Origin of the sequence: Snodgrassella sp. ESL0253 (assembly GCF_013344965.1) — a bacterium.
GTDB classification, from domain to species: domain Bacteria; phylum Pseudomonadota; class Gammaproteobacteria; order Burkholderiales; family Neisseriaceae; genus Snodgrassella; species Snodgrassella alvi_B.
Map to the genome: position 1 here is coordinate 81,306 of NZ_JAAEDQ010000005.1, position 25,442 is coordinate 106,747.

General features: G+C 44.4%; 24 protein-coding genes, 1 tRNA gene and 1 other RNA gene. 3 read left to right on the top strand and 23 right to left on the bottom strand.

The genetic code is table 11. From position 1 onward, the window contains the following. Positions 1-38 precede the first annotated feature (38 nt). The 13 genes from GYX26_RS05670 to GYX26_RS05730 all read right to left on the bottom strand — a co-directional run bounded on the left by GYX26_RS05670 (position 39) and on the right by GYX26_RS05730 (position 10,080). On the bottom strand, positions 39-668 hold the full coding sequence (locus GYX26_RS05670; protein WP_100090306.1) for a phage baseplate assembly protein V: 630 nt from the start codon (positions 666-668) through the stop codon (positions 39-41). Next, on the bottom strand, positions 652-1,752 hold the full coding sequence (locus GYX26_RS05675) for a phage late control D family protein (protein ID WP_174828460.1): 1,101 nt from the start codon (positions 1,750-1,752) through the stop codon (positions 652-654). Before GYX26_RS05675 ends, GYX26_RS05670 begins: the two co-directional genes overlap by 17 nt. Next, entirely contained in the window at positions 1,740-1,961 is a 222-nt protein-coding gene (locus GYX26_RS05680; protein ID WP_100090308.1) for a tail protein X, read from the bottom strand. The genes GYX26_RS05675 and GYX26_RS05680 overlap by 13 nt, the downstream gene beginning before the upstream one ends. Before the next feature lie 2 nt (positions 1,962-1,963). Next, positions 1,964-2,860, bottom strand: coding sequence for a phage tail protein (locus tag GYX26_RS05685; RefSeq protein ID WP_174828461.1), 897 nt, complete (start codon positions 2,858-2,860; stop codon positions 1,964-1,966). After that, on the bottom strand, positions 2,860-5,406 hold the full coding sequence (locus GYX26_RS05690; RefSeq protein WP_174828462.1) for a phage tail tape measure protein: 2,547 nt from the start codon (positions 5,404-5,406) through the stop codon (positions 2,860-2,862). Before GYX26_RS05690 ends, GYX26_RS05685 begins: the two co-directional genes overlap by 1 nt. A 143-nt stretch (positions 5,407-5,549) precedes the next feature. Next, on the bottom strand, positions 5,550-5,756 hold the full coding sequence (locus GYX26_RS05695; protein ID WP_100090311.1) for a GpE family phage tail protein: 207 nt from the start codon (positions 5,754-5,756) through the stop codon (positions 5,550-5,552). Further along, on the bottom strand, positions 5,698-5,982 hold the full coding sequence (locus tag GYX26_RS05700) for a phage tail assembly protein (protein ID WP_174828463.1): 285 nt from the start codon (positions 5,980-5,982) through the stop codon (positions 5,698-5,700). The genes GYX26_RS05695 and GYX26_RS05700 overlap by 59 nt, the downstream gene beginning before the upstream one ends. 128 nt (positions 5,983-6,110) lie before the next feature. Beyond that, positions 6,111-6,626 (bottom strand): phage major tail tube protein, encoded by a 516-nt coding sequence (locus GYX26_RS05705; RefSeq protein WP_093090178.1) that lies wholly within the window; start codon positions 6,624-6,626, stop codon positions 6,111-6,113. A gap of 9 nt (positions 6,627-6,635) precedes the next feature. Beyond that, the gene (locus GYX26_RS05710) at positions 6,636-8,039 is read right to left on the bottom strand and encodes a phage tail sheath subtilisin-like domain-containing protein (protein ID WP_174828464.1); all 1,404 of its coding nucleotides are present in this window, start codon (positions 8,037-8,039) and stop codon (positions 6,636-6,638) included. Between the two features lie 8 nt (positions 8,040-8,047). Further along, positions 8,048-8,554 carry a Gp37 family protein gene (locus tag GYX26_RS05715; protein WP_174828465.1) on the bottom strand — a complete coding sequence of 169 codons (507 nt, stop codon included), beginning with the start codon at positions 8,552-8,554 and terminating at the stop codon, positions 8,048-8,050. Positions 8,555-8,855: 301 nt separating this feature from the next. Next, a tRNA-Ser gene (locus GYX26_RS05720) sits at positions 8,856-8,946 on the bottom strand. A 69-nt stretch (positions 8,947-9,015) separates the two neighbouring features. Beyond that, a complete protein-coding gene (locus GYX26_RS05725; RefSeq protein WP_194240703.1) occupies positions 9,016-9,465 on the bottom strand; it encodes a DUF441 domain-containing protein in 450 nt (149 codons plus the stop codon). A 117-nt stretch (positions 9,466-9,582) separates the two neighbouring features. Further along, positions 9,583-10,080: a DUF1841 family protein gene (locus GYX26_RS05730; RefSeq protein ID WP_174828466.1), complete on the bottom strand. Its 498-nt coding sequence runs from the start codon at positions 10,078-10,080 to the stop codon at positions 9,583-9,585. 226 nt (positions 10,081-10,306) lie between these two features. On the opposite strand from GYX26_RS05730, the gene ssrA reads away from it, so the two are divergent. Continuing rightward, positions 10,307-10,667: a transfer-messenger RNA gene (ssrA, locus tag GYX26_RS05735) on the top strand. A gap of 742 nt (positions 10,668-11,409) precedes the next feature. Here the strand turns inward: ssrA and GYX26_RS05740 are convergent. From GYX26_RS05740 to GYX26_RS05755, 4 genes are all read right to left on the bottom strand, one after another. Next, complete coding sequence (locus GYX26_RS05740) at positions 11,410-11,841, bottom strand: M15 family metallopeptidase (protein WP_174828467.1); 432 nt, start codon at positions 11,839-11,841, stop codon at positions 11,410-11,412. A gap of 52 nt (positions 11,842-11,893) precedes the next feature. Next, complete coding sequence (locus GYX26_RS05745; protein ID WP_174828468.1) at positions 11,894-12,235, bottom strand: hypothetical protein; 342 nt, start codon at positions 12,233-12,235, stop codon at positions 11,894-11,896. Positions 12,236-12,238: 3 nt separating this feature from the next. Further along, positions 12,239-12,727, bottom strand: coding sequence for a hypothetical protein (locus GYX26_RS05750; RefSeq protein WP_174828469.1), 489 nt, complete (start codon positions 12,725-12,727; stop codon positions 12,239-12,241). Between the two features lie 345 nt (positions 12,728-13,072). Then, complete coding sequence (locus GYX26_RS05755; protein WP_174828470.1) at positions 13,073-13,975, bottom strand: phage antirepressor N-terminal domain-containing protein; 903 nt, start codon at positions 13,973-13,975, stop codon at positions 13,073-13,075. Between the two features lie 367 nt (positions 13,976-14,342). On the opposite strand from GYX26_RS05755, the gene GYX26_RS05760 reads away from it, so the two are divergent. Further along, complete coding sequence (locus GYX26_RS05760; protein WP_174828471.1) at positions 14,343-14,933, top strand: XRE family transcriptional regulator; 591 nt, start codon at positions 14,343-14,345, stop codon at positions 14,931-14,933. A gap of 718 nt (positions 14,934-15,651) precedes the next feature. On the opposite strand, the gene GYX26_RS05765 is transcribed toward GYX26_RS05760, so the two are convergent. Beyond that, on the bottom strand, positions 15,652-16,080 hold the full coding sequence (locus GYX26_RS05765) for a hypothetical protein (protein ID WP_174828472.1): 429 nt from the start codon (positions 16,078-16,080) through the stop codon (positions 15,652-15,654). A 396-nt stretch (positions 16,081-16,476) separates the two neighbouring features. On the opposite strand from GYX26_RS05765, the gene GYX26_RS05770 reads away from it, so the two are divergent. Continuing rightward, entirely contained in the window at positions 16,477-17,094 is a 618-nt protein-coding gene (locus GYX26_RS05770) for a LexA family transcriptional regulator (protein WP_174828473.1), read from the top strand. 259 nt (positions 17,095-17,353) lie between these two features. On the opposite strand, the gene narI is transcribed toward GYX26_RS05770, so the two are convergent. The 5 genes from narI to GYX26_RS05795 form a co-directional block, all read right to left on the bottom strand. Continuing rightward, positions 17,354-18,043: a respiratory nitrate reductase subunit gamma gene (gene narI / locus GYX26_RS05775; protein ID WP_174828474.1), complete on the bottom strand. Its 690-nt coding sequence runs from the start codon at positions 18,041-18,043 to the stop codon at positions 17,354-17,356. Between the two features lie 13 nt (positions 18,044-18,056). Continuing rightward, the gene (gene narJ, locus GYX26_RS05780; RefSeq protein WP_202984288.1) at positions 18,057-18,692 is read right to left on the bottom strand and encodes a nitrate reductase molybdenum cofactor assembly chaperone; all 636 of its coding nucleotides are present in this window, start codon (positions 18,690-18,692) and stop codon (positions 18,057-18,059) included. Between the two features lie 10 nt (positions 18,693-18,702). Next, positions 18,703-20,253: a nitrate reductase subunit beta gene (gene narH / locus GYX26_RS05785; protein ID WP_174828475.1), complete on the bottom strand. Its 1,551-nt coding sequence runs from the start codon at positions 20,251-20,253 to the stop codon at positions 18,703-18,705. A 15-nt stretch (positions 20,254-20,268) separates the two neighbouring features. Further along, positions 20,269-23,964, bottom strand: coding sequence for a nitrate reductase subunit alpha (locus GYX26_RS05790; RefSeq protein ID WP_174828476.1), 3,696 nt, complete (start codon positions 23,962-23,964; stop codon positions 20,269-20,271). Between the two features lie 98 nt (positions 23,965-24,062). Then, positions 24,063-25,433, bottom strand: a complete 1,371-nt coding sequence (locus GYX26_RS05795) for an MFS transporter (protein ID WP_174828477.1) — start codon at positions 25,431-25,433, stop codon at positions 24,063-24,065. Between the last annotated feature and the right edge of the window lie 9 nt (positions 25,434-25,442).

A 25,442-nucleotide genomic window follows, 5' to 3' on the forward strand; every position in this document is an offset into this window, starting at 1 on the left:
GGATGAAAATTGGGTTTGAATAAGCTGTTAGCAGAACATTAGTTTGGTGTACCAGTATTACCACCCGAAGTCAGATCAGGATGAGTATGGCTCTTAAGACTTTTACCATCGGCCACCACATCACCGCCTTTAACCTTAATCGTGCCGGCAATCGATGCAGCAGCACTACCGCCGCCAGAACCAGCCATACCACCCTGATAGGTTAACTTTCCCTGTACCAGTAAGCTGCCAGTGGCTGTAGTGGATGGCGCATCCAGCGTAATATCACTGGCTTTAACCAATACCGTATCTGCTTGCACCACCACTGTACCGCTGGTCTGAACACAAACCTCGCCACTTTTACGATCATGGCTGATTACCGTACCATTGCTAAACTGTTTCATCCACATATCATTGCTCTGTGCCGGTGCGGTATCACTCTGATTGTACAAAGCACCCAGTACCACCCCACTCTCACCCCGGGCATCCAGAATACATGCCACCAGTTCACCTATATCCGGCAAAGAATAAAAACAGTTTCTACCGGCGGCAGCAGTAAGCATGGGCAGCCAGTCTGTATGCATATTCTCCAGTGCCGGAATATTCACTTTAAGCATATGCCTGCCGGCATCAATGGCTTCCACAAGGCCAAACTGCAAGGTTGCCCCAAATTCATACAGTTTCTGCATGTTTTTCCCCCGTATCTGCATCATCAGCAATGTATTCAATCATGTTAATTTCCAGAGACGTGGTATAACCAGAACTACGGCTTAAATTGTGGCCTGCCTGCTTAATCTGATAATTTCCCGACATTTTGCCATAACCGCTCAAACGGATAATCTGGCCGGCCACCAGCTTCACATTGCCAAACAGCTCCAGACTACCGGTTACCTGACACTGACGCGCATCAGTAAGTGCAGCATCTGCACGTGCAGTGAGCTGTTGTTGCGATTCCCCTTTATTGGCCACAATTTTCAACATATCACCACTTGCGCTCAGCTTACTCTGCGGCCGTAACGGCTGCCCCTTTCGCTTGACCGTACGCACCTGTTTAGCTTTAGTATCATAACCACAAGCCACTACCTCATCTGGAACACCTTTGAGCTGATCACGAAAACTAGCAGACTCCACATCTTCCGGCAGCAATACCAGCACCGGTTCCTGTGCCGTTAATTCCGTATTGGCAATAAAGGCTAAAGTCTGGTCGACAATTTTAAAAGTATAGCCAAACTGCTTTGCCAGCCGTGCGAGAAATTCCACATCACTTTCCTGATACTGGGTAATACGTTCAATCTCCAGATTGGCAATCGGATTTTTGAGCACCAGCTGTAATCGCGCAGCTACCAGCTGCACAATTTTTTCCAGAGTCGTTTTCTCATATGCTCTGGGCTGCAAAGTGCGACTGGCACGGCTAATCCCCGTGGATAAAGCCTTCAGGGTAATCACATTGGGCTTGAACGCATAATCAATATCGGCAATCTCAAAATTGCCCAGATTCACCATACCGGTAAACTGGTCTCCCAGCGTGAACGACAGCATATCGCCCTGATTCGGATACCAGCTACGCAACCATCTGCCATCCGTATCCTCAAACGCTACCGACAGCTCATCCGACTGCTCACCCAGATAATCCGTATAATTGATACTGAGCAGATAAGGCTTGATTGCCAGAGTAATGTCTTTTTTTTCGTAGCCTATAGTGAAATCCGGCATCGTCACCGGATGGGTTCGTCCCAAAGCGGATACTCCTGTCAGCAGGCTCAACGCATCCATGGTGGCATATCCTCCTGCGCTGTATGCGTATCCGACTGTATGACTGGAATCAGTACCGTCAGATTGGCAGCAAACTGTTCAGCCAGTGGTAAATGCGGATTAGCAGCAATCAGCCGATCCAGCATCGTGGCATCACCATAGTATTTATGTGCAATCAAATCCCACCGATCGCCTTCACAGGTCTGGTATTGCAAAACTGAATCAACCATAATCAGGCCTCATCCTTTCTGGCAGCCAGCCATGCCGTTAACGACTGAGCGCCGGTAGTTGCATTGCTAATACTGTCCTCTACCATCGATAACAGTTTTTCACTGTTATCCAGCCAGTCTCCCCACTCACCACTGTCATAACCACTTTGTATTAAATTCACACATTCTTGCAGCTGCTGCGCAGCCTGACCGGTGTATGACAAAAAATCTGCCGCACCGGACAGCTCACCAAACCATGCACCTACCTCAGGCAAGGTATTTAGCTTGCTTAGCGTCTGTCCGCCAACAGCCAGCGCATCGGCAATCATACCCAGCCAGCCAGAAGTATTATGTTGCACGGTACGCGCACACGTAATCAGGTTCTGAATCTCAGTGACATTCTGCTCAACAGCATGATAAATACGCACACCAGTCTGTACCGCCGCTGAAACCTTGTTAACTGCCCCTTTAATCGAATCCGGCATAAAAGAAAGCAACGGATTCTGACCTGTCATGATGCCCGGTGTTGGTAACGGATTATTCGGATCACCAACAAACTCAAGCAGCTCAACACTGATTTCACGTGCGGCGGTACGCCCTTGAGCATCCTGAATCAGAGTAGTACTGCTCAACTGCTGAATCACAAACCAGCCAACAAAACGACCCGAGCCAAACACCAGCGCCAGAGCCTGCTGTGCTTCCTTGGCCTGAATCAATGCAGTATAGGCACTATCCGGATTACTCAGCTTCCAGTGCAGCAGCATACCAAAACGGATGGTGGTCAAATCATTGCCGGTAGCCTGTAGGCGCGGACGTCCGGCCAACACATCATGTTTGGCAAAAACAGCACCATGCGTTTCTTCATAACTGCTGAAACTATCCAACACTTCAAAGCGAATATCTCCTAGCATTGCATACATCAGTAACTCCTTAACTCTTTTGCCTGCATCATGCGCCGGTACATCTGTTCAAATTCGCGCTGACTCAGCGCCAAAGCCTGCTGAATCACCGAACGGTCAGCATTGCCGTTAACCTGAATAGTCGGATTAAAATTAATGGTTACTGCACTGGAATCATGTCCTGCCGGATAGCGATTCTGGGCAAATTCTGCTGCATTAAGCTGCATTTTTTCATTAAGCTGAGCAGTCAACGTACCGGAACGACTTTTGAATTTCTGCTGTAAGCGCTCAGCAACCAGACCGATCGCTGTAACTGGTTTGTCTGCGCCGAGATCAAGCCCCAGATGCATACCTTCCATCAGCGAACCGCCTATGCTTTTAAATACACGGCTAGGTGAATTAATCCCCAATACAGATTTAGCCTTATTAATAATCTTACTGGCGAACTCACCTACTGCATTAACAGCCCTACTGACACCCTCAGTAAAACTTTTAACCAGACTATCAATAATATTGCGTCCAAACTCACTGAATTTTGCAGGTAAATCCTTAAAAAATTTCATTCCTGCTTCAAATTTAGTTTTAACGGTATCCCATAAACCAATAAAAAAACTCTTAATTGGTTGCCAATACTTATAAATCAGAAAAGCAGCTGCACCAATTGCCAGTGCGACTAAACCTATAGGCGTCATTAAAAAAGCCCGCCCTACGGCTATAATTCCCTGACGCAGCAGATTCAGCACAATACGGCCTTTACCCAATGCACTGAAACCCCTGCCCAGACTGGAAAAAACCGTAAACAAAGGTTTTGCTACTTTGGTAATCTGACCAAATGACTGCACAATTTTCTTAATTGGCGCAATGGCAGTACGCCCAATACTGGAAAACGCCTTTTTCAGTAAACCCAGTGCTGAGCGCCCCTTATTGAACACCGCAAAATTCTTGCCCACACCAGCCAGCCTGCTGCCAAAAGATAACAGCTTCCGGCGCAATGAGCCGGCAGACTTTCCCACTGAGGTAATAGCGAAACGTAAACGCTGAAACACCGAACCACCCTGCTTGAGGTCACGTGCAATCTGAAAACGGGCAAAAATAGTACGTAATAGCGCCAGTGGACCAGTAACCATGGTAATAGCATAACGAACCAACAGCAGCGTCATCCGCAGCCCGGCCAAACCTACACCAAAAGCCACCACAGATTTAATCAGCGCTGGATGCTTCTGAATAAAAGGCAATACCGTATTGAGCAGCACATCTTTGGCTACCTGAGCAAAAGTATTAATATCAGGTGCCAGCGTGGCACCAAAAGCATTGCCTACCTCAATCACTGCATCGTGTAAATTACCCATACTCACAGCAAGCGTATTAGTCTGAAGCTGAGCACGCTGATCCAGAGAAGGCTGATTACCCATTCGAGTTTGCATGGCGGCAAAACCAGCACCACCTTCCTGAGCTGCGGCTGAAGCAATCTGTCCGCCACGCTTCCCGAATACCGCATCCATCATATTCAACGCAGCACGGTCACCATATTTAGCTTTAACTTTATTAAAATTCGCTTCCAGCTCACCAACAACCACATGCATATCTTTAAGCGAGCCGTCTTTATTAAACAGACTAAACGCCACACCAGATTTTTGCATCATCTGGCGCATTTCCACACTCATCGCAGCAGTAGCCTGCTGCATGGCTTTTGGCCCCTGTGCCAGCCTGTCCAGAAACTCCCCCATACCATCTGCTGCCGCAGACTTGCTGACACCACCGTGTATTGCCATTCCCTCCAGGGCATATATTTTCTGCTGATTCTGTAAACCGGTCAGATGCAGCTTTTGCAAGGGCGAAGCCATAACAGCTTGGGATTTTTCAATATCCTCCAGACTCATACCTACAGAATGCGCAACTTTCTGCACAGCGTCCAGACCAGCAGACAATTCCGTATCTTTCAGCTTATAAGTCTGCATCAACCCCTTGGCTACCGAAATATCCTCAATCTTCTTGCCAAATAACACATTAAAACTGGCAATTGCCTTCATCCCTCCCTGCAGTACCGCATCATCAGACATATTGGCCTGCTTCATACTGGTAGCAAGGTGAGTATAATCATTTTTGTTACCCTGTTGCTCAAGACTTAGCTGCGTAGCATGGGCATTAATCTGATTAAATCTGCCCATGCTGCCATCTTTCTGCATCATAGCCTGTTTCAGCCCGGTTTCCGCTGTTTCCCGTTCCATGTGAATTTTCACCGACTTCTCAACCGGCTTCATCCAGGTTGTAATGGTACTTTTGGTTTTAGCTAATTCCTCACCAATTTTCTTGCGCTGCCCCAGAATTTTGTTATGTCTGTCTACTGCCTCAGTTAGCCTATTCTGAGCACTGATTGCTTTCGCAGTTGCTGCAGACAAATTATCCATAGACTGGATTTTCACCTGCAAACTCTGTACAGACCGCCCCATCTCCTCTATTTTTCTGGTTGCCATACCAATAGCAGAACCAAAGGCTTTAACAGAACGCTGTACCTCACCAAAATCAGAAACAAATCCACTATCCATATCGGCACCAATGTATTTCATCCAATAACTCAAGAGATACTGGAATTCACCAACTTATTATTTATTATTCATATAAATCATTACCGTTAACCCATCTCCGGTTCACAGCTCCTGCTACAAACCAGCGCTGAATTAACGGTACTGTCACAACGGGCAGCAACCGCTTACAGCTTGCTGTATTTAGCCTTAATCTGTCGGTTAGCCTGTTGCTGCCATTGTAAAATTTCATCCAGAGACATCTCATCAATATCTGCCGGAGAAAAACCAAACCACCACGCTAAATCCGCAGCAGCCTGATAAAAACCATCCCAATCAGTGAGTACCCAGACAAAACTGACGCACCAGCGTGTAGTCCTCCCACGACAGTTCATCAAAATCTTCACTTTGCAGGCCTGAAGCCATAGCCAGACACTGTGCTTCCTGCAATACCGCATTATCCGGATACTGCTCAGCGGCACGTTTAAAATCCTTAACCCGTACCCGGCGCAGCGTTAGTTCCGTTACCACACCATTCGGCGTTTGCAGCGGTTCCGCCAGCTTGATAACCTTACCTGTACCCAATTGTTCTTGCAGCTGTTGCGCTTCAGTTTGTGCCATATCTATTCCTTGAATCATCAATAAGCGCCGAAATTCATCCAGCGTAAAAAAAGCATTTCAACTATAAAAAACGCTCACCCTGATAAGCAGAGTGAGCATTTAACAACATCATTACCAATTGAAAATAACTACATACCGATATTTGCGCGCATCTGCGCCAGCATGTCCACACCATTTACCCGATACTGATTGGTAAACGCGTTGTAATACAAAACCTCACGGCCGGAAACCGTCTGATGAATTTCCGTAGCCTGAAAAGTACTGGCAAACTCTGCCTTTTCTTTTGGTTTATAAGTACCTAAGGGATTTTTACTGAATGTAGCCATCACCATAACCACCATCGGTACTTCTGCGGCCAGACCGGAAGCATTAAATGCCTGCACATTGGCACGTACCATCAACTGGCAGGCCTTAAACGGGTTATAAACCTTAGTGAACACATCCGGATAAAAGCTGTTCCAGGTAATTTCCCCCTCCAGCGCCTCAATACCACTGGGCAGTTTCACCGAACCTACCAGCCCTAATCCCTTGGTTTCTGTTTGTCCAACAGAAATATCCGGTAATTTAAACTGACTGGCACGGCCTAACTGACTATTACCATTAACATAAACATTGGCATTATAAATTGCATTAAATTCTGTCATAACTGATTCCTAAGCGGCAGACTGATTACTAATCAAATTAGCCAGATAAGTACGGGTCATCACACTGGTATTGGTGATACGTTCTGCTGGCAGTTTAGGGGTATAGTCATACTTGATTGGTACCTGCCCTTTACTGAAAGCATCAGCCAGATCATAGTCATAATCCAGACTCACACTAAAACCAACAATACTCTTGAGTGTACCCAGATAAGTACGTACCGTACCCAGCAGGCTGTCAATCAGCGCATCATCAATAGGCAAATCAATGTACTGTAACTGCGCACGACGAATCGACTCATCAATCAAATCACCAGTACGCTGAGCGGTTTCAAAATTCTTGATATGCGTTACTGTCGGGAAACAGGCCAGACGGTTACCCCATAAGCGGAAACCAGTACCATAGCTGTTAAATACCGTAGTAATCCCCTTTTCATTCAGGCGATTGGTTTCCGCCTGCGCATCATCAATCCGTGCAGTCAGCGATACTTCCATACCAGTTACGCCCAAAAGCTCACGATTGGAAATACTGAACCAGTAGCCCTGATTCACATCAGTTTTCATACGCAAACCGGCAGCATGCGTGGCCAGACTTTCCAGCTCGCCGCTGGAACCGGTAACATACGGATAAAATAACTGCGCGCGGTCTGAAGAAGTCTGGAAATTAATATTTCCAAGCGAACCGCGTCCCTGAATCGCCTGCGTCAGCGTAGTACCTTTCGGCGCAGCAATGTAGGCAATTGCTTCCAGTTTGTCTGCCAGCGTTACCATCGCTGCGGCCACAGCCGCATCTGCATCATATTGCGGCACGATCACAATCTTCGCATCCGCACCCAGGCGGGTAAAACCTTCAGTAAGCAGTTCCATCCCCTTGCGCTTACCGGTTGCCGCTTCATAGCCACCGATAATATCCGCTACCGTTACCTTGCTCGGGTCAAGATAAGTATAAGCAATTGACACATCCGAATGCGGCTGAACAAAAGTCAGCTCACCAGTTTCCTGATTCAGCGTGTAATCAGTGCCTTCAGACAAAGTCTGATTACCTGCCTGCACCGTATAACCAGCCTGTACAGCCGGATGCGCTGTTTTTGCCATCAACGTATCACTGTCGATAACCAGAGCTTCAGAATCAACAACCGTTTTATGTTTGGCCGGATCCAGCACATTGACCACATAGGCCACTCCAGACTGATAACGCGTCCAGATATTGGCCGCATCAGGCAAAGTAAAACCTGCTCCCGTTACCGAACCAAACTGACTAAAATCCTTAACTGTCTGACACACCGTCAATTCATTTACTGCGCCAGACATACCCGTACCGACAATTGCCGTAATCGCCCCGTCTACGGTATAGACCGGACTACTGCCGCCATCAATACGGATTGTTTCAACACCATGCAAATAAGCTGCTGCCATGATGATTTTTACTCCTTCGAAGTTACAGATTGTGAAATAGCTTTGGCCTTAATCTCACCACGAGTTGGTATCGATTTGACCAGATTTTGCTGATTAACCACCGGACGCTGTTCCACCTGAAGCGTCTCAGTGCGAGCGCATAACCGATAGCGCCAAACTCCATCGGCCTCCCCCAGAAAGCGCTCACTCAACAACCGGATTTGCTGGCAATGGTTAGGCTGAACCCCCACCAGAGCCAAGCGTAAAGAATCAAGTAAATCCAGCGCACCCCGTTCGCCACCCAGAGCACGTGCAAAAACAGTAAAACGCAACTGCAAACGCCGCTCTTGCGTAATCAGGTCAGTAGTACATGGCTTACTGAATTTACTGCGCTGATAACCAATCAGCACTGCACCCAACGGATGAGCAAACTGATAATTCTTTAAATTATTTGGCATCAGCTGTACCGAATAATCCGGCAGAGCCTGCTGAACATGCACCAGCACACTGTCCAGAACCGAACGGGTTAAATTCATCCTCCACTCCTCATGCAATACCGCAGGCACAAAAAAACCCTCACAACCAAAATTGTGAGGGCATAATTTTTAGCGGCTAAAATTAATTACAACTCAAGCCTGTCAGCAAAAATAAATAAAATAATCAAAAAAATCAGAATATCGACTCTGACAAACCAAACATAAAACCAATACAGCCAACCCAAATACCAGAATATCAATAAAAAGTAGGCTTGGAGTAAATACAAAATATTTAATGCCAATGGTATTAAATATAACATTCACAAAAAAAAGCTGCACAGGCAGCTTTAAATAATCAATCTGGCGGAGAGGAAGGGATTCGAACCCTCGATACGCTATTCACGTATACACGCTTTCCAGGCGTGCGACTTCAACCACTCATCCACCTCTCCGTGAGAATGGAATTGCGCGCATTATAGCGAGACCTTAACTTTCTGGCAAGAACTTCAGCAACACAGCGCTTATAAAATCAGCGATAGCAATCCTGCCGCAATCAGTGGCCCCACCGGCACACCGCGTAAAAAAGCCACCCCGATAATGGTGCCAATCATTAAACCAGTCACAATTGCCGGGTTTACCTGCATCAATTGCACCCCACGCCCACCAAGCCAGGCAACAACTGTACCCACCACCACAGCAGCAATGGTTTTCCAGCTAGTTACCAGCGCAGCAATCTGTGCCGGCTGCACCTTGCCCGTAATCAAGGGCGCCAGCACACCTATCATCAGCAGCATAATACCCAGTTGCAGCCCATACTTTTCCAGTACCGGCGCATATTTAAGTAACGGCGTTTGCTGTACCAGTAAAATAATCAACGCCGAAATGGTTACTGAAGGATTATTACCGATAATACCCAAAGCCACAAACAGCAACAGCAACAAAGCATTTGCATTACTTGCCCAGAAAGACATATTTATCCCCTGCTTAAAGATTATTGAAAATAGTTTCCACATGCGCACCCAGCCAACATCGCAGCTGACCAACACAAAGGTGTCAAACAATAAACCATAATCAAAGCATGAGCAAACTCAAACCTCTTTGCCTGAAGCCTGTCCCACTTCATGAGGATTTAAACGCGCCTCATCTTCCTGCCCCAAACCCACCAGACTACGCAAACGTGTCATATAAGCATTCACGTCCAGCCCCTGTCCGTAGCGTTGCGCCTGCCAGAGCGTTTCTGCCAGCGCCTCAATCATATCGTGCTCCGCTTTCACCCAGTCACCCGCATACCGCTCACACAAGTGCTGATGAATAGCTGCAATCCCAAACGGCTGATCAATCGCTACCTGTTCCTGTACCGATAAATGCAGCGACAAATGCAAAAAAGGATTTGTTTCCCCCTCTTCCGGCCGCCATGTTCGGGTGAGAAACTGTTCAACATTTTCCAGATAAGGCGCATATTCAGTATGCGCAGCAATAATCCGCAAAGCCTTCTGCTGCAACGCATCCAGAAACTGCGGTTGCTGACGCTTGCGCCACACATCTGCAAAAAAAAGGCGCACATCATCGGTATTAACATCATACATAACAGCATTCGTTCCAAACAAAATAATGCAAATTATAAATCAATGCCATCAGTACCGATAATTTCCTGCCAATCTATCAATCAGCACAAAGCTAGCCAGAGCCTATTTCAGCCATAAGTACAACTCATGCAGCAACAAATTAACAGCAAAAAACAACATAGTATGCAGCCATTGCTACATGACTAGGCATATGCACCAAAAATAAAGTATAATTAGCAAACCATCTGGGGGCGACCTTGGTTTCGACGGGGGTTGCAAAGCAGATGCGTGCATACCGGGGTCTCAGATTCCCGTTAAACACTGAATTTATATAGTCGCAAACGACGAAACTTACGCTTTAGCCGCTTAAGGCTAAACGTTGCAACGGTTCGCCAATGGGCCGTGTGAGGTAACTCACCGCAACGACATTTACATTGGCTGGTTCAATGTCGTGTTGTCTGGCATTGAACAAGATTTATGGCAACTGGTTTACAAACAGCCTGTCTGTCGGCGGTTTGTGAATAAGATTCGAAGTTGGCAAGACTAAGTATGTAGATCGCTCTGTAGAGGACTTTCGGACGGGGGTTCGATTCCCCCCGCCTCCACCACTTATCCTATCTGTTTTTTAGATGCGACATCTAAATTTATTAATTACTGCGTTCCGCCTTTCATCTACATAGACACAGCGATAAAAACATCATAAACAATTTACCCACCTCAGAACGCAAAAAAGCTCCCATTTAGGGAACTTTTTTAATCAGCTGTTTAAGGTGAAGCATACCTATTAATTAATTTAAATTATAGCTATTTTTCTGATTTACGTCAATATAATAATATTAACATACTGAAATAAAAATAAATTTAATTTATAAATTAATTTGATGCCATATCAATTAACCAATACTTATTTCCGTGAGATAAACAATATAATATTGAATATATCATTACAGCCAAAATCCTATCATCAGCTATAGGCCGTCGTACAACCCATACACACCATGGCAAATCCGTGCTCATAAACCCTAAGCACAGTATCTCCGAAAGAAAATAAATTAATGTCTAAATCTAATGATAGAACAGCCTGATAAGCCGGTTATCATAAATGGCAAATTATCCGATTAAATCAATTTTATAACTGTCTGAATATCATTCACTCCTCGCCATTTGCTCTATCAGAGTCAACCCGTTTAGAAGAATTCAATTTTGCCGTCAGATTAACCAAATTGCCTGACAATTATCAAAGTTCTGGTCTATAGCAGATTGGCACAACCAATAGCACAATAAACTTATATGTAGCAGATAATTATCAACAAGCTTGAAGAGTGGCCAGATATAAGCCAAACCGGCCTATTATATCTCAAAATGTGGGTAATCTTTACTGCTTTTCCAGTCACCACCCCATATAATTCTCACTCCCAGCTCAGCAGCCGCCTGTTTCATGGCCGCGGCAATCAAGTGAAATTTTTTTAAATCATTCCAGTCAACCGGATACGGAATCAAATCTATAGCCCTGCCGGTAACATGTTTACTGGCAAACGGATTATTTAACCAGGTTACTTTACTCAAATCTGGCTGCGCATATTTAGCAGGTACACCTTTCTGGCTGCATTGCTGCGCTGTTCGGCCCTTGCCATAATTAATACAACACTGTTCATGCGTGCGCAAACCTTCTGTTACCATAAAATCCTGTCTGGTCAGTTCAATTGCCCGTTTGACTACCTTAACCAGACCAGCATCTACCCCATATAAACGTTGCAATGATCGATTACTCAATTTATACATTTTTATAATCCATAAAAAAGCAGCCCTCAGGCTGCCGGACACTTATTTATAATTATTCTTTTGTTGACTCATCACTACCAACAAACTGCTCTGCTTTTTTGCTCACAATATTAATTATGCGCTGTGCCAGTTTCGGTGCGGCTGCCTTGAACGCATCTAAAAATGACGTCGTTGACATACCGGCAAACACCCCGACGCTGGCAAAAAGCCACGGATGATTTTGCGGGAAAAAATAATCGGTTACTGCCGCAGCAAATATCATTCCCAACAAAACAAACAAAATCGTCATAAACCAGCCGTAACGTTTGTAATCTGTAACCAGTAAAGAACCAGCCAGCCCACCCATCAGCGCAAATAAAATACAGACCGAAAAAGCATCTTTCACTAACTCCATACTTTATCGTCCTTTATATTTCAAATCTTCAACCCGTTTTGTGTAGTTGATCAAATTACGCCCTGCCAGAGCACACACCACGGTTAACACAGGATAAGTAGTCATGCCTGTTGTTAAAGGCGGGTATGATGCCCAGAACGTAGCTGATATTACAGCCCACATCAATGCAGATAAAATCAGTAAATAACCAGAAAGCACACTACAACGATTGGATTTAAATATCGCTATAATCAGCTGCAACAATGCCACCCCAATCAGTAATATCGACAATGTATAAGGGTGCAATAACAAAAAGCCTTTATACAATTTCAGATTAAAAATTTCACTGCCACCCAGTAGAAACATGCCAGCAAAACCTATCATAATCAGCGCACTGGTAACCGTAATTACCCGTGTACCTGTACAAAATAACCATTTTTGCAATTTATCAGGCAAAAACCTCAAGTCCAGCAGCGAATGAAGTAGCTGCAATGCCAATTCCACATTTTTCATAAATCAACCATCAAATCCTCAAAAACAATAAAACTGGCTCAAAAGCCAGTTTTAATACCTATTAATATTAAAATATTCATTTATTAATCATATTTTTCAAAAGTTTATTTTAAAGTTCTAAATTTTTTTTCATTCCTTACTTTTATATAAAAAATCATTTTTTAGTAAACATCATTACTAATTTATAATTATCTTTTTCATATTAAATACATGCTAAAATTTATAGTGATAACAATTTACAGCTAATTCAGCCATTATTAGCCACACATTAGACAGCCCGGTTTCGAGATGCTCTCAAGGTGTGGCTAAAGCTTACAACTACTTTTATTCAAACCAACCAGACTGTTACATCAGTTTGGCCAGATAATTACGTGCTGATTCTTTAGCTTCGGATTCTGGCATTTTTTCGAACAATGGTAAAAAAGCCTTGTGACATTTATTAAATATCCGATCCATTTCATATGCAAATTCATGAATCTGCGCTTCATATTTACTACCCAGAATACGAAAAGTCGGAAATAAATGCTCATACATCAGGCGCATCTTCTGCGAACAGGCAAATGATTCATACAGGCTAACCAGCACTGTAGATGGAACGTTAATTTCATCACTACAATCTTTTTCCGATTCCAGGCTACAGATACTGGCTTTCTTGACTGCAACACGGCTTAACAGGCAGATAACATCTACAAATTTGGCTGAGGGTACTTTCTCATAACTGACACCATAGCGTGTTTGCACAGCCTGCCATAAGGTCATCGCCAGCTCAGCCTGTTTTTCTTTGGCAACAGCTAGCACCAACTGCCTGTGTAAGGCCTTGATTATAGAAATCTGGTTAGGCAACAAACCAGTACAACCATTCTTATCAGCCACTTCCTCACAACGTGGTTTTCTCACAGTTCGGGGCTTACGCCAGTGAGCCTGAATAGCCTCAGCGCATTCGCGCTGATAAACCAATACCATCTCCTTCACGCTATCTTTAACTTTTTTCGGATTGATACTCTGCAGCCAGTTAGTCAGCTTTTTTAGTGGCGTCACTAGAATTTTTTTGGTACCGTTTTTAACCGGGATAGACAAAAATCCGCATCCATATTTTTGATAGCATCCCTTTAATTTACGGTGCTGGGTTGACCAGTCCAGACCAATTCCATTAATCACCGATTTCATACATACGTAAACCGTATTTTTAACTTTAACTGTAGCGAGGCTACTCCCATAAAAAGAAACAAATGTGATACTATTATTCATTCAAAACTCCTTTTTCAATCTTGGGATTTTTGTTTACTTAATACCTCAAAGGTGGCAGCCTTTGAGGTATTTCCATTTCAGATACTAATATTGTTAAATATATTTAAAAATTTTTATTTTTACCTTGTATCAATCAATCGTTAATTTAAGTTGAATTTATTTACAAATACTTTCAGTTAAAACTTAGTGACAGTTTTGACTCTATATAATTTAAGGTAATATACCCCTAACTGGTTATCAGCCATAGCCATATATGGCTATATTAAAATCTATAAAAGATAATTACAAGCATTTTATGGCCATTTATGACCAATTTTTTATCATTTATGAATTAAATTTTATTTCTTAACATCTTATTTTTTCTATCATGAAATTTGCTAATCAACTCAAAGCAGCCAGACTGGCGGCCGGACTCTCCCAGAAAGAACTAGCCCAGAAAACCAGCATTACCCCATCCCTGATATCCAGATATGAATTGGGTAAAATCACACCCAGATTAGAAACAGTCAATAAAATCATGGAAATACTTAATTTTCAGCAAACTGTTACTACAGCCCAAATTAGTAGCAATGATAGTGCTTTCATTAATATTCCTCCACTCGTTAATCAGGGTACCACTTTATGGAACACCCAATTATCCATTTTAAAAACAGAACTGAATCTACATAATTTGCAGATAGATAATCTGGTTTGTGCCACCATGAGCGGGAACTCTATGCAAAGCCTGTTGAATGATGGTGATAAATTCATTATTGATATTTCCAAGAAAAATCCGATTGATGGCAAGATGTATGCCTTTAATCAGGGAGAACTGTTCAGAATCAAAATTCTGCAAAATTTACCAAATCAGCAAATACGCATGAAAAGTTACAACAATTATGAATACCCTGATGAAATTGTGGCCTTAAGTGATATTGAACTTATCGGGCAAATCGTTTACAAAGCAGGATTTTTATAAGTACATTAATGGCAATTAGTAATCTTAATAGTCATCATTTTATAGCAGATGATTAGCTGGATACCAAACAAAGTATCCAGCCCAATACTTAGAGATTCTTAACCTTAAAAATCTTAGTTAAATAACCTTTTGTCATTTCATATTTAACAATTTGTTTTGAAATATTTCTATGCATTTATATCTAAATGTAGCAGGCAGTTCACCTTCAGATAACCGCCAGCTATGGCTGGCAATTGGGTTAGTTAGTGAATTTCACTATTTGGAGTATGAATAAACATTGAAGCTTTTGATTACTATTAACGCTGTGTCTTTATGTGATTAAAATGATTCTATCCGCTACACAATCACAAGCAGTAAGAATTCACCGATTTGATTATGCTCTAATAACCAGACCAAAATTGAAACACATCTTGTTTAAAAGATAAATTTCTTCATTAAATATTTGTAAAATAAGTTTAAATAGTACACTTCACCTCATGGATGTAAGTTTCCATAATTTTCAAAACAAGCTCTTAACAAAAACCGGATCCATTCAAACAGTATCCAATTTTAAGATAATAGCCATTTGCTTCAAATAATCAAAATAATAATCAGCATTCACATGCTAAATATTTTTTAGGGCGCAAAAAAGCTCCCTTTCGGGAACTTTATCTATCAGCTGTTTAAGGTTAAGCATACCTGTAATTTTTAACTTATTATAAAGTTTGTACAGAATGTGTCAAGTAGTATAACGAAAATATTTTTCAAATAGGGGTTGCTGCTTCATTTCCTGCCAGAAAAGCCACAGGCTTTGTTCAATGGCCTGATTCCAGTCTTTACTGGAATAGCGCCGGCGCTGGTTGCGTTTAACACCATGCTGACTCTGACGCTTATATAAAGGACTTATTTTGCAGTATTTGCTTGATAATGTAGCAAATGCTTCACGATTTTTGTAAAACAGGTTTCCCAACGTGATTTTTACCATATCGTATACTTCTGGCTGATAGGTAGGATAAAGTGCCTGCTGATTATTTTTGACATGTGTGGTAGCCTGATATTTCCATTCAATACTGCGGCAATGCCCTTTTTTAATGGTATCTCTCATACAGTATTCATAAGCACGCAATACATTTTCTGCCAGATCAACTTCTACTCTATAGTCTGTCATAGATACACCTTAACTAAGTGATGTGCTAAAAACATTTAAGTTATACTTAATAATTTCATAAAGTATTTAACCAGATGTGAATTTGTCTTTGGTTCATTAATACCTTAGATATACAATAAGATTAAATACTTATTTAACAAATATTTAGCAAAATCATACTTTTCCCTTTTCTTAGATTGCTATGATGTATTTTTAAATTAAAATTTGTAGTAGGTATTATATTGTAGTTTAATAAATATATTTTACTACTTGCCTAACAAAAATTGGATATTGATTAATAAAAAGTATAGCCACACAATAGAATAAGCGTAATAATAAGCTAATAACTAATAAATTGCAATTCATTGCCTAATTATACAGCCACTAAATAAGATTAGGCAAAAACTAAGGATCATTATGTATACGGGTAAAAAATTAGGTGAGGCGATTAAATCCGCAATTGAGCTTAAAGGTGTACGAAAAGCTGATGTAGCCCGCGCTTTCGCAATTAAACCACCTTCTGTAACCAGCTGGATTCAGACCGGCCGCATAGATAAGGCACATATTGACAAGCTGGTTTCTTATTTTGCTGATGTAGTAAAGCCAGAACATTTTGGTATAGGTTCATTTGAAGCAAATGAAATTTTATTCAATGGTTACAAAGTACCCTTGCTATCGTGGATAGATGCAGCCAAACAACTGGACAGGGATACTTTAACTGCGGCCAGCAGTAGCTGGGTACCCACATTACGCAAGCCAGGAGCACAGGCATTTGCGCTGGAAATCAAAGGCGACAGTATGGAACCTGAATTTACGGCTGGCGACAGAATTATTGTTGAACCGGAACAACCTGTACACCACGGATGTTTTGTTGTAGTGCGTGAAAATGGCAGCGAAGCCATGTTCAAGCAATATATCAATGAAGGTAGCCACCACTATCTGAAGCCATTGAATAACCGCTATCCGATTATCGAAATGTCTCAACGCTTTCATATATGCGGCGTAGTGGTAGAAAAATTTAAAATATATATTTAATCCACCATATATGGTTTTGATTGAATGTCGGCCTGATATAAAGAGATTACAACATTGCCTGGATATTATGGCCATCTGGCTGAGATCAGCATCATAGATGCAATAAGATTGGTGTAATTATGCTTTATCAGGCCGTATAAAATCAATAGTGATTGAAGCGATATTGGTTTAGGTTGCCTGATTGCTTTATGCGGATAACAAATATTTTAAAGGCAGTACTGAATACCAGTACTGCCTTTTTGATCACTAGCAAGCTATATTAATAACGTCTGCTTCTCACTAATTGAGCCTTACGTTTCAGATAAACTAAGGCGCCGAAACCACTCCAGATATGCACCAGACGGGTAAATGGGAAAATCACAAATACACTCATCCCCATAAACAGGTGTAATTTGAATATCGGGTCGACATGGGCAATAATGTTTGCTGCACCACTTCTAAAAGTAACAATGTGCTGCGCCCACTGCATCAGGCTAATCATCTCTTCCCCATCCAGATGATGAGCAGAAACATGAATTGTGCCCAACCCCAAACAAAGTGTTATCAGCAGCCAGATTAAAACCAGCTTGTCACGCCAGCTGCTATTGGCCAGCAGGCGCGCACAGCTGAAACGGCGATAGATAAGCATCAGCAGGCCAATCAGAGCCAGAGTGCCCATAGTACCGCCTGCAATCATGGCAGTAAGCTGTTTGGTTTCATGGCTGACTCCAAGCGTATCCCAGACGATAACCGGCGTCAGCAAACCAACCAGATGGCCAAAAAACAGCCCCAGTACACCGATGTGAAACAAAATGTTACCAACGCGCAATAGACGCGGATACAGTAACTGGCTGGATTCGGATTTCCATGAGTATTGATTAGTATCAAAACGAATCAGGCTGCCCAGAAAAAAAATACTGACGGCAATATACGGATAAATGCCGAAAATAAATTGATTGAGATAATACATGCTGTCTCCCGGCTTAACTAAGTTTTTTATTGCGGAAAAATTGCACTTCCTGCACTGATGGCTGGTTTAATAAAGGTTCCAGTCCTTCTGCGGTGGGGCCAAATTTTTCCAATGCTTCATCCATATTGCGCACTGGTGCTGCTTGTAACGGTTCTGGAGCCACAGGGGATAAAGCCACTACAGCATCCATTACCGGCGCATACACAGACTGGCTTTTATGCAGATTTTCCGCAATATAGCTAATCACATGTACGGCATCAGCAAGCAGATTCTCAGCCTCCTGCACATCGATACTGGACAAAAATTCCAGAAATAAGGGCAGATAATCCGGCAATTCATTATTTTCCGGTTCCAGTCCGCGTGCCTGATACTCAGCCAGCAGGTCTACCATTGCCTGTCCGCGGGCACGGTCTTCGCCATGCAGATGTTCAAACAGGTGCAGAGCATGGCTGCGACTGCGATCAAAGGTATCGACATACACTTCCTGCAGACTGATTTCATCGTGGGCACGCAAATGGGCAAAGAATGGCTGTAAGGCTGTTGCCTGCTCAGCCGTAGCCTGCTTGCTGACAGCATCAGACAGCTCTTCAGTATGGTTCAGCCATTCCTGCCGCGGATAGCTAAGTAAAATGGATAAAATCTTGTACATTTCTATCCTCTTAAATTGACTGGCGGTCATTTTTCTTGCGCAGACCATGAAAAACAATCGGCGCAGCTTTGCGGGTACCAAACAGACTTTCCTTGCTGTGGCCATTGTGGCAGCCATCACCAAAAGAGAAGCCGCAGCTGGCTTTTTCTTCGAAGGTGTTGCTCACCAGTTCTTTATGCGCACTTGGAATGACAAAACGGTCTTCATAATTGGCAATGGCCATAATCTGATACATTTCTTCAATCTGTGTGGCACTGAGTCGGTGGCCAGACAACTCCTGTAAAGCCTGCTCGTCTGAGTAAATAGATTTACTGCGCATGTATTTACGCATATCAATCATGGTTTGTAGCGCATTCACAATCGGCTCAGTCTTACCGGCAGTCAGCAGATTAGCCAGATATTCAAGCGGAATACGCATATCCTTGATTTCCGGAATCAAACCATTTTGTCCGATTACCCCGGATTCAACTGCTGACTGTATCGGTGATAACGGCGGTATATACCATACCATCGGCAAGGTACGGTATTCAGGATGCAGCGGAAACGCCACTTTCCACTCAACCGCCATTTTGTAAACCGGTGAATTTTTCGCAGCCTGTATCCAGTCGGCCGGAATGCCTTGTGCCAGTGCTTCCTTAGCAATTTCCGGATCATTCGGGTCGAGGAATATATCCAGTTGCTGCTCATATAAATCCTGCGGATTTTCAACAGCTGCGCTCTCGCTGATACGATCGGCATCATAGAGCAGTACGCCAAGATAGCGGATTCGGCCAACACAGGTTTCCGAGCAGATGGTTGGCTGCCCGCCTTCAATGCGCGGATAGCAGAAAATACATTTTTCAGCTTTACCAGCTACCCAGTTGTAATAAATCTTTTTATACGGACAACCGGATACGCACATGCGCCAGCCACGACATTTGTCCTGATCAATCAGCACAATGCCATCTTCTTCACGCTTATAAATCGAACCAGACGGACAGCTAGCCACGCAGGCCGGATTCAGACAATGCTCACACAAACGTGGCAGATACATCATAAAGGTGTTTTCAAAAGCGGCATAAATGTCCTTTTGAATCCCATCGAAGAGTTTGTCTTTCGAACGTTTGGCAAACTCACCACCCAGATCATCTTCCCAGTTTGGCCCCCATTCGATTTTGTCCATTTTCTGCCCGGTCAATACCGAAACCGGCCGCGCCGTGGGCGGAGTCTGCATCAGTGGTGCTTTTTGCAGATGTTCATAATCATAGGTGAATGGTTCATAATACTGGTCAATAGCCGGCATATTCGGATTAGCAAAGATATTAGCCAATATTTTCAGTCTATTACCCTGTTTCAGTTTCAGCTTACCAGAACGTTCGCGTACCCAGCCCCCCTTATACTGTTCCTGATCTTCCCAGTTTTTCGGATAACCTATACCCGGCTTGGTTTCAACATTATTAAACCAGGCATATTCCACCCCATCACGGCTGGTCCAGACATTTTTACAGGTAACAGAACAGGTATGGCAGCCAATACACTTGTCCAGATTCAACACCATTCCAATTTGTGCACGTATTTTCATGATTGTGTTCCTTACTTATTCTGCTACCGGTGTTTTGGCCGGTTGATCGAGCCAGTCCACCTTGTTCATTTTGCGTACCACTACCAATTCGTCACGATTAGTGCCTACCGTGCCATAGTAGTTAAAGCCCCATGAAAGTTGCGCATAGCCACCAATCATATGAGTTGGCTTCATCACCACTTTAGTGACGGAATTATGAATACCACCACGCTTACCAGACAGTTCCGAACCGGGTACATTAACGATTTTTTCCTGCGCGTGATACATCAGAATCATAGTTTCCGGTACGCGCTGGCTCACTACCACACGAGCGGTTAAAGTACCGTTCACATTGAATACTTCTACCCAGTCGTTGTCCTGCAAACCTGCGCGTTTAGCATCAATTTCAGATACCCAGACATGCGGACCACCACGAGACAAAGTCAGCATACGCAGATTGTCAGAATAGGTACTGTGGATACCCCATTTCTGGTGCGGAGTGATGAAATTGAGCACAATTTCCGGATTGCCATTACTGTGATGGCCTTGCACATTCAGCGTGGTTTTCAGGTCTACCGCCGGACGATAGGAAACCAATCCTTCACCAAACAGCCGCATCCATTTATGATCCTGATAAAACTGCTGGCGGCCGGTAAGCGTACGCCACGGTATCAATTCGTGCACGTTGGTATAACCAGCGTTATAGCTGACTTTTTCGCTTTCCAGACCAGACCATGTAGGCGAAGAAATAATCTTGCGTGGCTGCGCCTGCACATCACGGAAACGAATGGCATCATCCTCACGTGCAATTGCCAGATGAGTATGGTCAATACCGGTATTTTTGGATAAAGCCTCCCATGCTTTAACTGCTACATGGCCATTGGTTTCCGGTGCCAGCGTCAGAATCATTTCTGCTGCATCTATGGCACTGTGCAATTTCGGCTGTCCTTTGGCCACACCCTCATGCTGGGTGTTGTTTAGCTTGCGCAACAAATCAACTTCCGCAGCGGTCTGCCAGCTAATGCCTTTACCGCCATTACCGATTTTTTCCAGTAATGGACCAACAGAAGTAAACTTGTCGTAAATCGCGCCATAATCGCGTTCCACTACCGTCATTTTCGGCATGGTTTTACCCGGCACCGGCTCACATTCACCCAGTTTCCAGTCTTTCGGGTCAAACGGCTGTGCCAGTTCTTCCGGGCTGTCGTGCATCAATGGTGTTAATACCAAGTCTTTGCGTACGCCCAGATAATCTTTCGCGGTTTCTGAAAAAGCTTTGGCCAGACCACGGTAAATATCCCAGTCAGTCTTGCTTTCCCATAATGGCTTCACCGCTTCGCTCATAGGATGAATAAACGGATGCATATCCGAAGTATTCAAATCATCCTTTTCATACCAAGTAGCTGTTGGCAGCACAATATCCGCATACAGGCAGGTAGTAGACATACGGAAATCCAGCACGGTAAGCAAATCCAGCTTGCCTTCAGCAGCCGGGCGTACCTTCACATCAATTGGCTTGATGGCAGTGCTTTCATCACTCATCAGTGCATTCTGAGTACCAAGCAGATATTTAAGGAAATATTCATGTCCCTTACCGGATGAACCAAGAATATTCGAGCGCCATACAAACAGATTGCGCGGAAAATTCTGCGGATTATCAGGATCGTTACACGCCATATCCAACGTGCCAGCTTTCATCTGCTCAACAGCAAAAGCAATCGGGTCTTTACCTTGTGCTTCTGCATCACGGGTCACATCCAGCGGATTGCATGCCAACTGTGGTGCCGAGGGCAGCCAGCCCATACGTTCAGCTTTTACGTTAAAGTCCAACTGGCTCATATTCGCCATCTGGCCTGCATGAGTGGGCGCAATCACTTCCGCCATACTCAGCTTTTCATGCCGCCACTGACTGGTATGCGCGTAAAAGAATGACGTGCCATTCATCTGCCGTGATGGTCTGTTCCAGTCGGCAGCAAAGGCCAGCGGTGCCCAACCAGTTTGCGGACGCAGCTTTTCCTGACCCACATAGTGACACCAGCCACCACCACTCTGACCAATACAGCCACACATCATCAGCATATTGATAATGCCGCGATAAGCCATATCCATGTGATACCAGTGATTCAGACCGGCACCCACAATCACCATACTGCGGCCATGCGTTTCATGCGCATTTTGTGCAAATTCACGTGCTACCTGAATCACCAGCTCAGGTTTCACGCCCGTGTGTTTCTGCTGCCACAACGGTGTATACGGCACATCAGCCATATAATCATCAGTAACGCCATCACCACCAAAACCACGGTCGATACCATAATTGGCGCACATCAAATCAAATACTGTTGTTACCAGTATCTGTTCACCATCAGCATTAGTAATCCGTTTAACCGGAATATTTTTCACAAGCACTTCAGCCGCATCTTCACCACCAAAGTAGTCAAAAGACACGCCCATAATTTCATCATGATTCTTTTCCAGTGAAATCAGTGCTTTGATTTCCGCATTATCGGATTTTTCCGCGCGCAGATTCCATTTACCCTGCTCACCCCAGCGGAAACCAATCGAGCCTTTCGGTGCCACGATATCGCCGGTATTTTCATCAATAACCAGCGTTTTCCATTCCGGATGATTGTCCTCATCCAGCCCGCCGGCAATCTGGCTGGCTCGCAGGAAATAACCGGGCAACAAACGACCCTTATCCTGATTCAGTACCACCAGATTGGGCATATCAGTCAAACGGCGGCAGTAATCGATAAAATAAGCTGATGGATTTTGCAGATGGAATTCTTTCAGAATCACATGCCCCATCGCCATCGCCAACGCCGCATCCGTACCCTGCTTCGGTGCCATCCAGATATCACTGAATTTCACCATTTCACCATAATCGGAAGATACCGCTACCGTTTTCGTTCCCTTGTAGCGTACTTCAGTATAGAAGTGTGCATCCGGCGTACGCGTCATTGGTACATTTGAGCCCCATACCATCAGATAATTGGCGTTATACCAGTCGGCTGATTCTGCTACGTCAGTCTGCTCACCCCATGTTTGCGGGCTGGACGGCGGCAAATCGCAGTACCAGTCATAAAACGACAGCGGTACACCACCAATCAGACTCAGATAGCGCGAACCAGCAGCATAACTCACCATCGACATTGCCGGAATTGGCGAAAAACCCATCACACGGTCAGGGCCAAATTCCTTAATCGTAAATGCATTGGCGGCAGCAATAATTTCATAAGCCTCACGCCAATCCAAACGGACAAAACCACCCAGACCACGCTGGGATTTATATTTCTTCGCTGACTCCGGATTCTGAGTAATGCTCTGCCATGCCTCAATTGCACCCATACTCTGGCGCTTTTCGCGCCACATACGCAGCAAAGATGCACGAATCATCGGATATTTCACCCGCTGTGCTGAATACACATACCAGCTATAAGATGCCCCACGCGGACAGCCGCGTGGCTCATGATTAGGCAAATCCGCACGAGTACGCGGATAATCCGTCTGCTGCATTTCCCATGTAATCAGCCCGTTTTTCACAAAAACGCGCCAGCTACATGAACCCGTACAGTTCACCCCATGAGTAGAACGTACTATCTTGTCATGCTGCCAACGCTGACGGTAAGCATCTTCCCATTCACGCCCTTCTGCCACCACAGCACCATGTCCGGCAGAAAAAGTCTCTCTGGTTTTACGTAAAAAATTCAGTCTGTCTAAAAAATGGCTCATGAATTTGTGCTCCATAGAGGCCGCAGCCTCAAACAGTTTCTTATTGATTTATATTTTTTCAGCGCCATCATCAGCGACAATGGCGTAACTACAGCAAACTAGCAGCGTGTCACCGATTGTTTACGTACATAAAACCAGTAATTAATCAGCAGACAGCTCACATAGAAAACGATAAAGCCCCACAACGCCATGGATACACTGCCCGTAGCCTCAATTGAAGAACCAAAACTTTTCGGAATCAGAAAACCGCCATAAGCACCGATTGCTCCCATAAAGCCCAGCACCGTGGCCGATTCCTTGGTTGCATGCATTTCAGCCGCTTTGACATCACTCTGATGCAGCTCACGGTGAAACAGCGAGAAAATCCGTGGCGCCTGCGCATAAGTCGAACCATTACCGATACCACTGAACGCAAACAACAGCATAAAGCTACAGAAGAAGCCAACAAAATTGCCTGCATTACCGCCCATTGGCTGAAACACCAGCACACCAATCACCCCGACAATCATCATTGCATAGCTGATTTCCGTTAACTTCGCAGCCGACATACGGTCAGACAGCCAGCCACCCACCACACGCAGCACCGCGCCCACAAACGGCCCCAGAAAAGCCAGCCTGATTGCATCAATATGAGGGAAAGAACGAGTAATCAGCAAAGGAAAAGCAGCAGAAAAGCCAATAAATGAACCAAACGTACCCACGTACAGCCAGCACAGAATCCAGTTGTGCAAACGTTTAAAAATAACTGACTGCTCTTTCAGCGAAGAATGCAGGCTGCCAATATCATCCATACCAAACCACGCAGCCAGCGTGCTCAGCACAATAAACGGCACCCAGATAAAGCCAGCATTTTGCAGCCACACCTGCGTACTGCCCTGTGGCGTAGTAATCGTCTGCGCCTCACCACCCAGCGCACCAAACAAACAGGTAGTAATTGCCAGCGGCACCGCAATCTGCACCGCAGAAACACCCAGATTACCCAAACCGGCATTTACACCCATCGCCTGCCCTTTTTCTGCTTTCGGGAAAAACAGACTGATATTCGACATAGACGAACTGAAATTCGCGCCACCAAAACCGCACAACAGTGCCAGCACAAACATCGTGCTATAAGAAGTATTCGGATTCTGTACCGCAAAACCCAATCCCAGCGCTGGAATCAGCAAACTGGCTGTAGAAATTGTCGTCCACTTACGGCCGCCAAAAATTGGTATCACAAACGAATAAAAAATCCGCAAAGTTGCCCCAGATAGCGCCGGTAACGCCGCCAGCCAGAACAGCTCATTACTGCTGTATTTAAAGCCCACCAGCGGCAGCTTCACCACCGTCACACTCCACACCTGCCAGATAGCAAATGCCAGCAACAGTGCAGGAACTGAAATCCACAAATTCCTGCGAGCCACCGCACGACCGCCGGCCTGCCAGAACTGCTTGTCTTCCGGCCGCCAGTCTTTCAAAACCTTACCCATACTAACCTC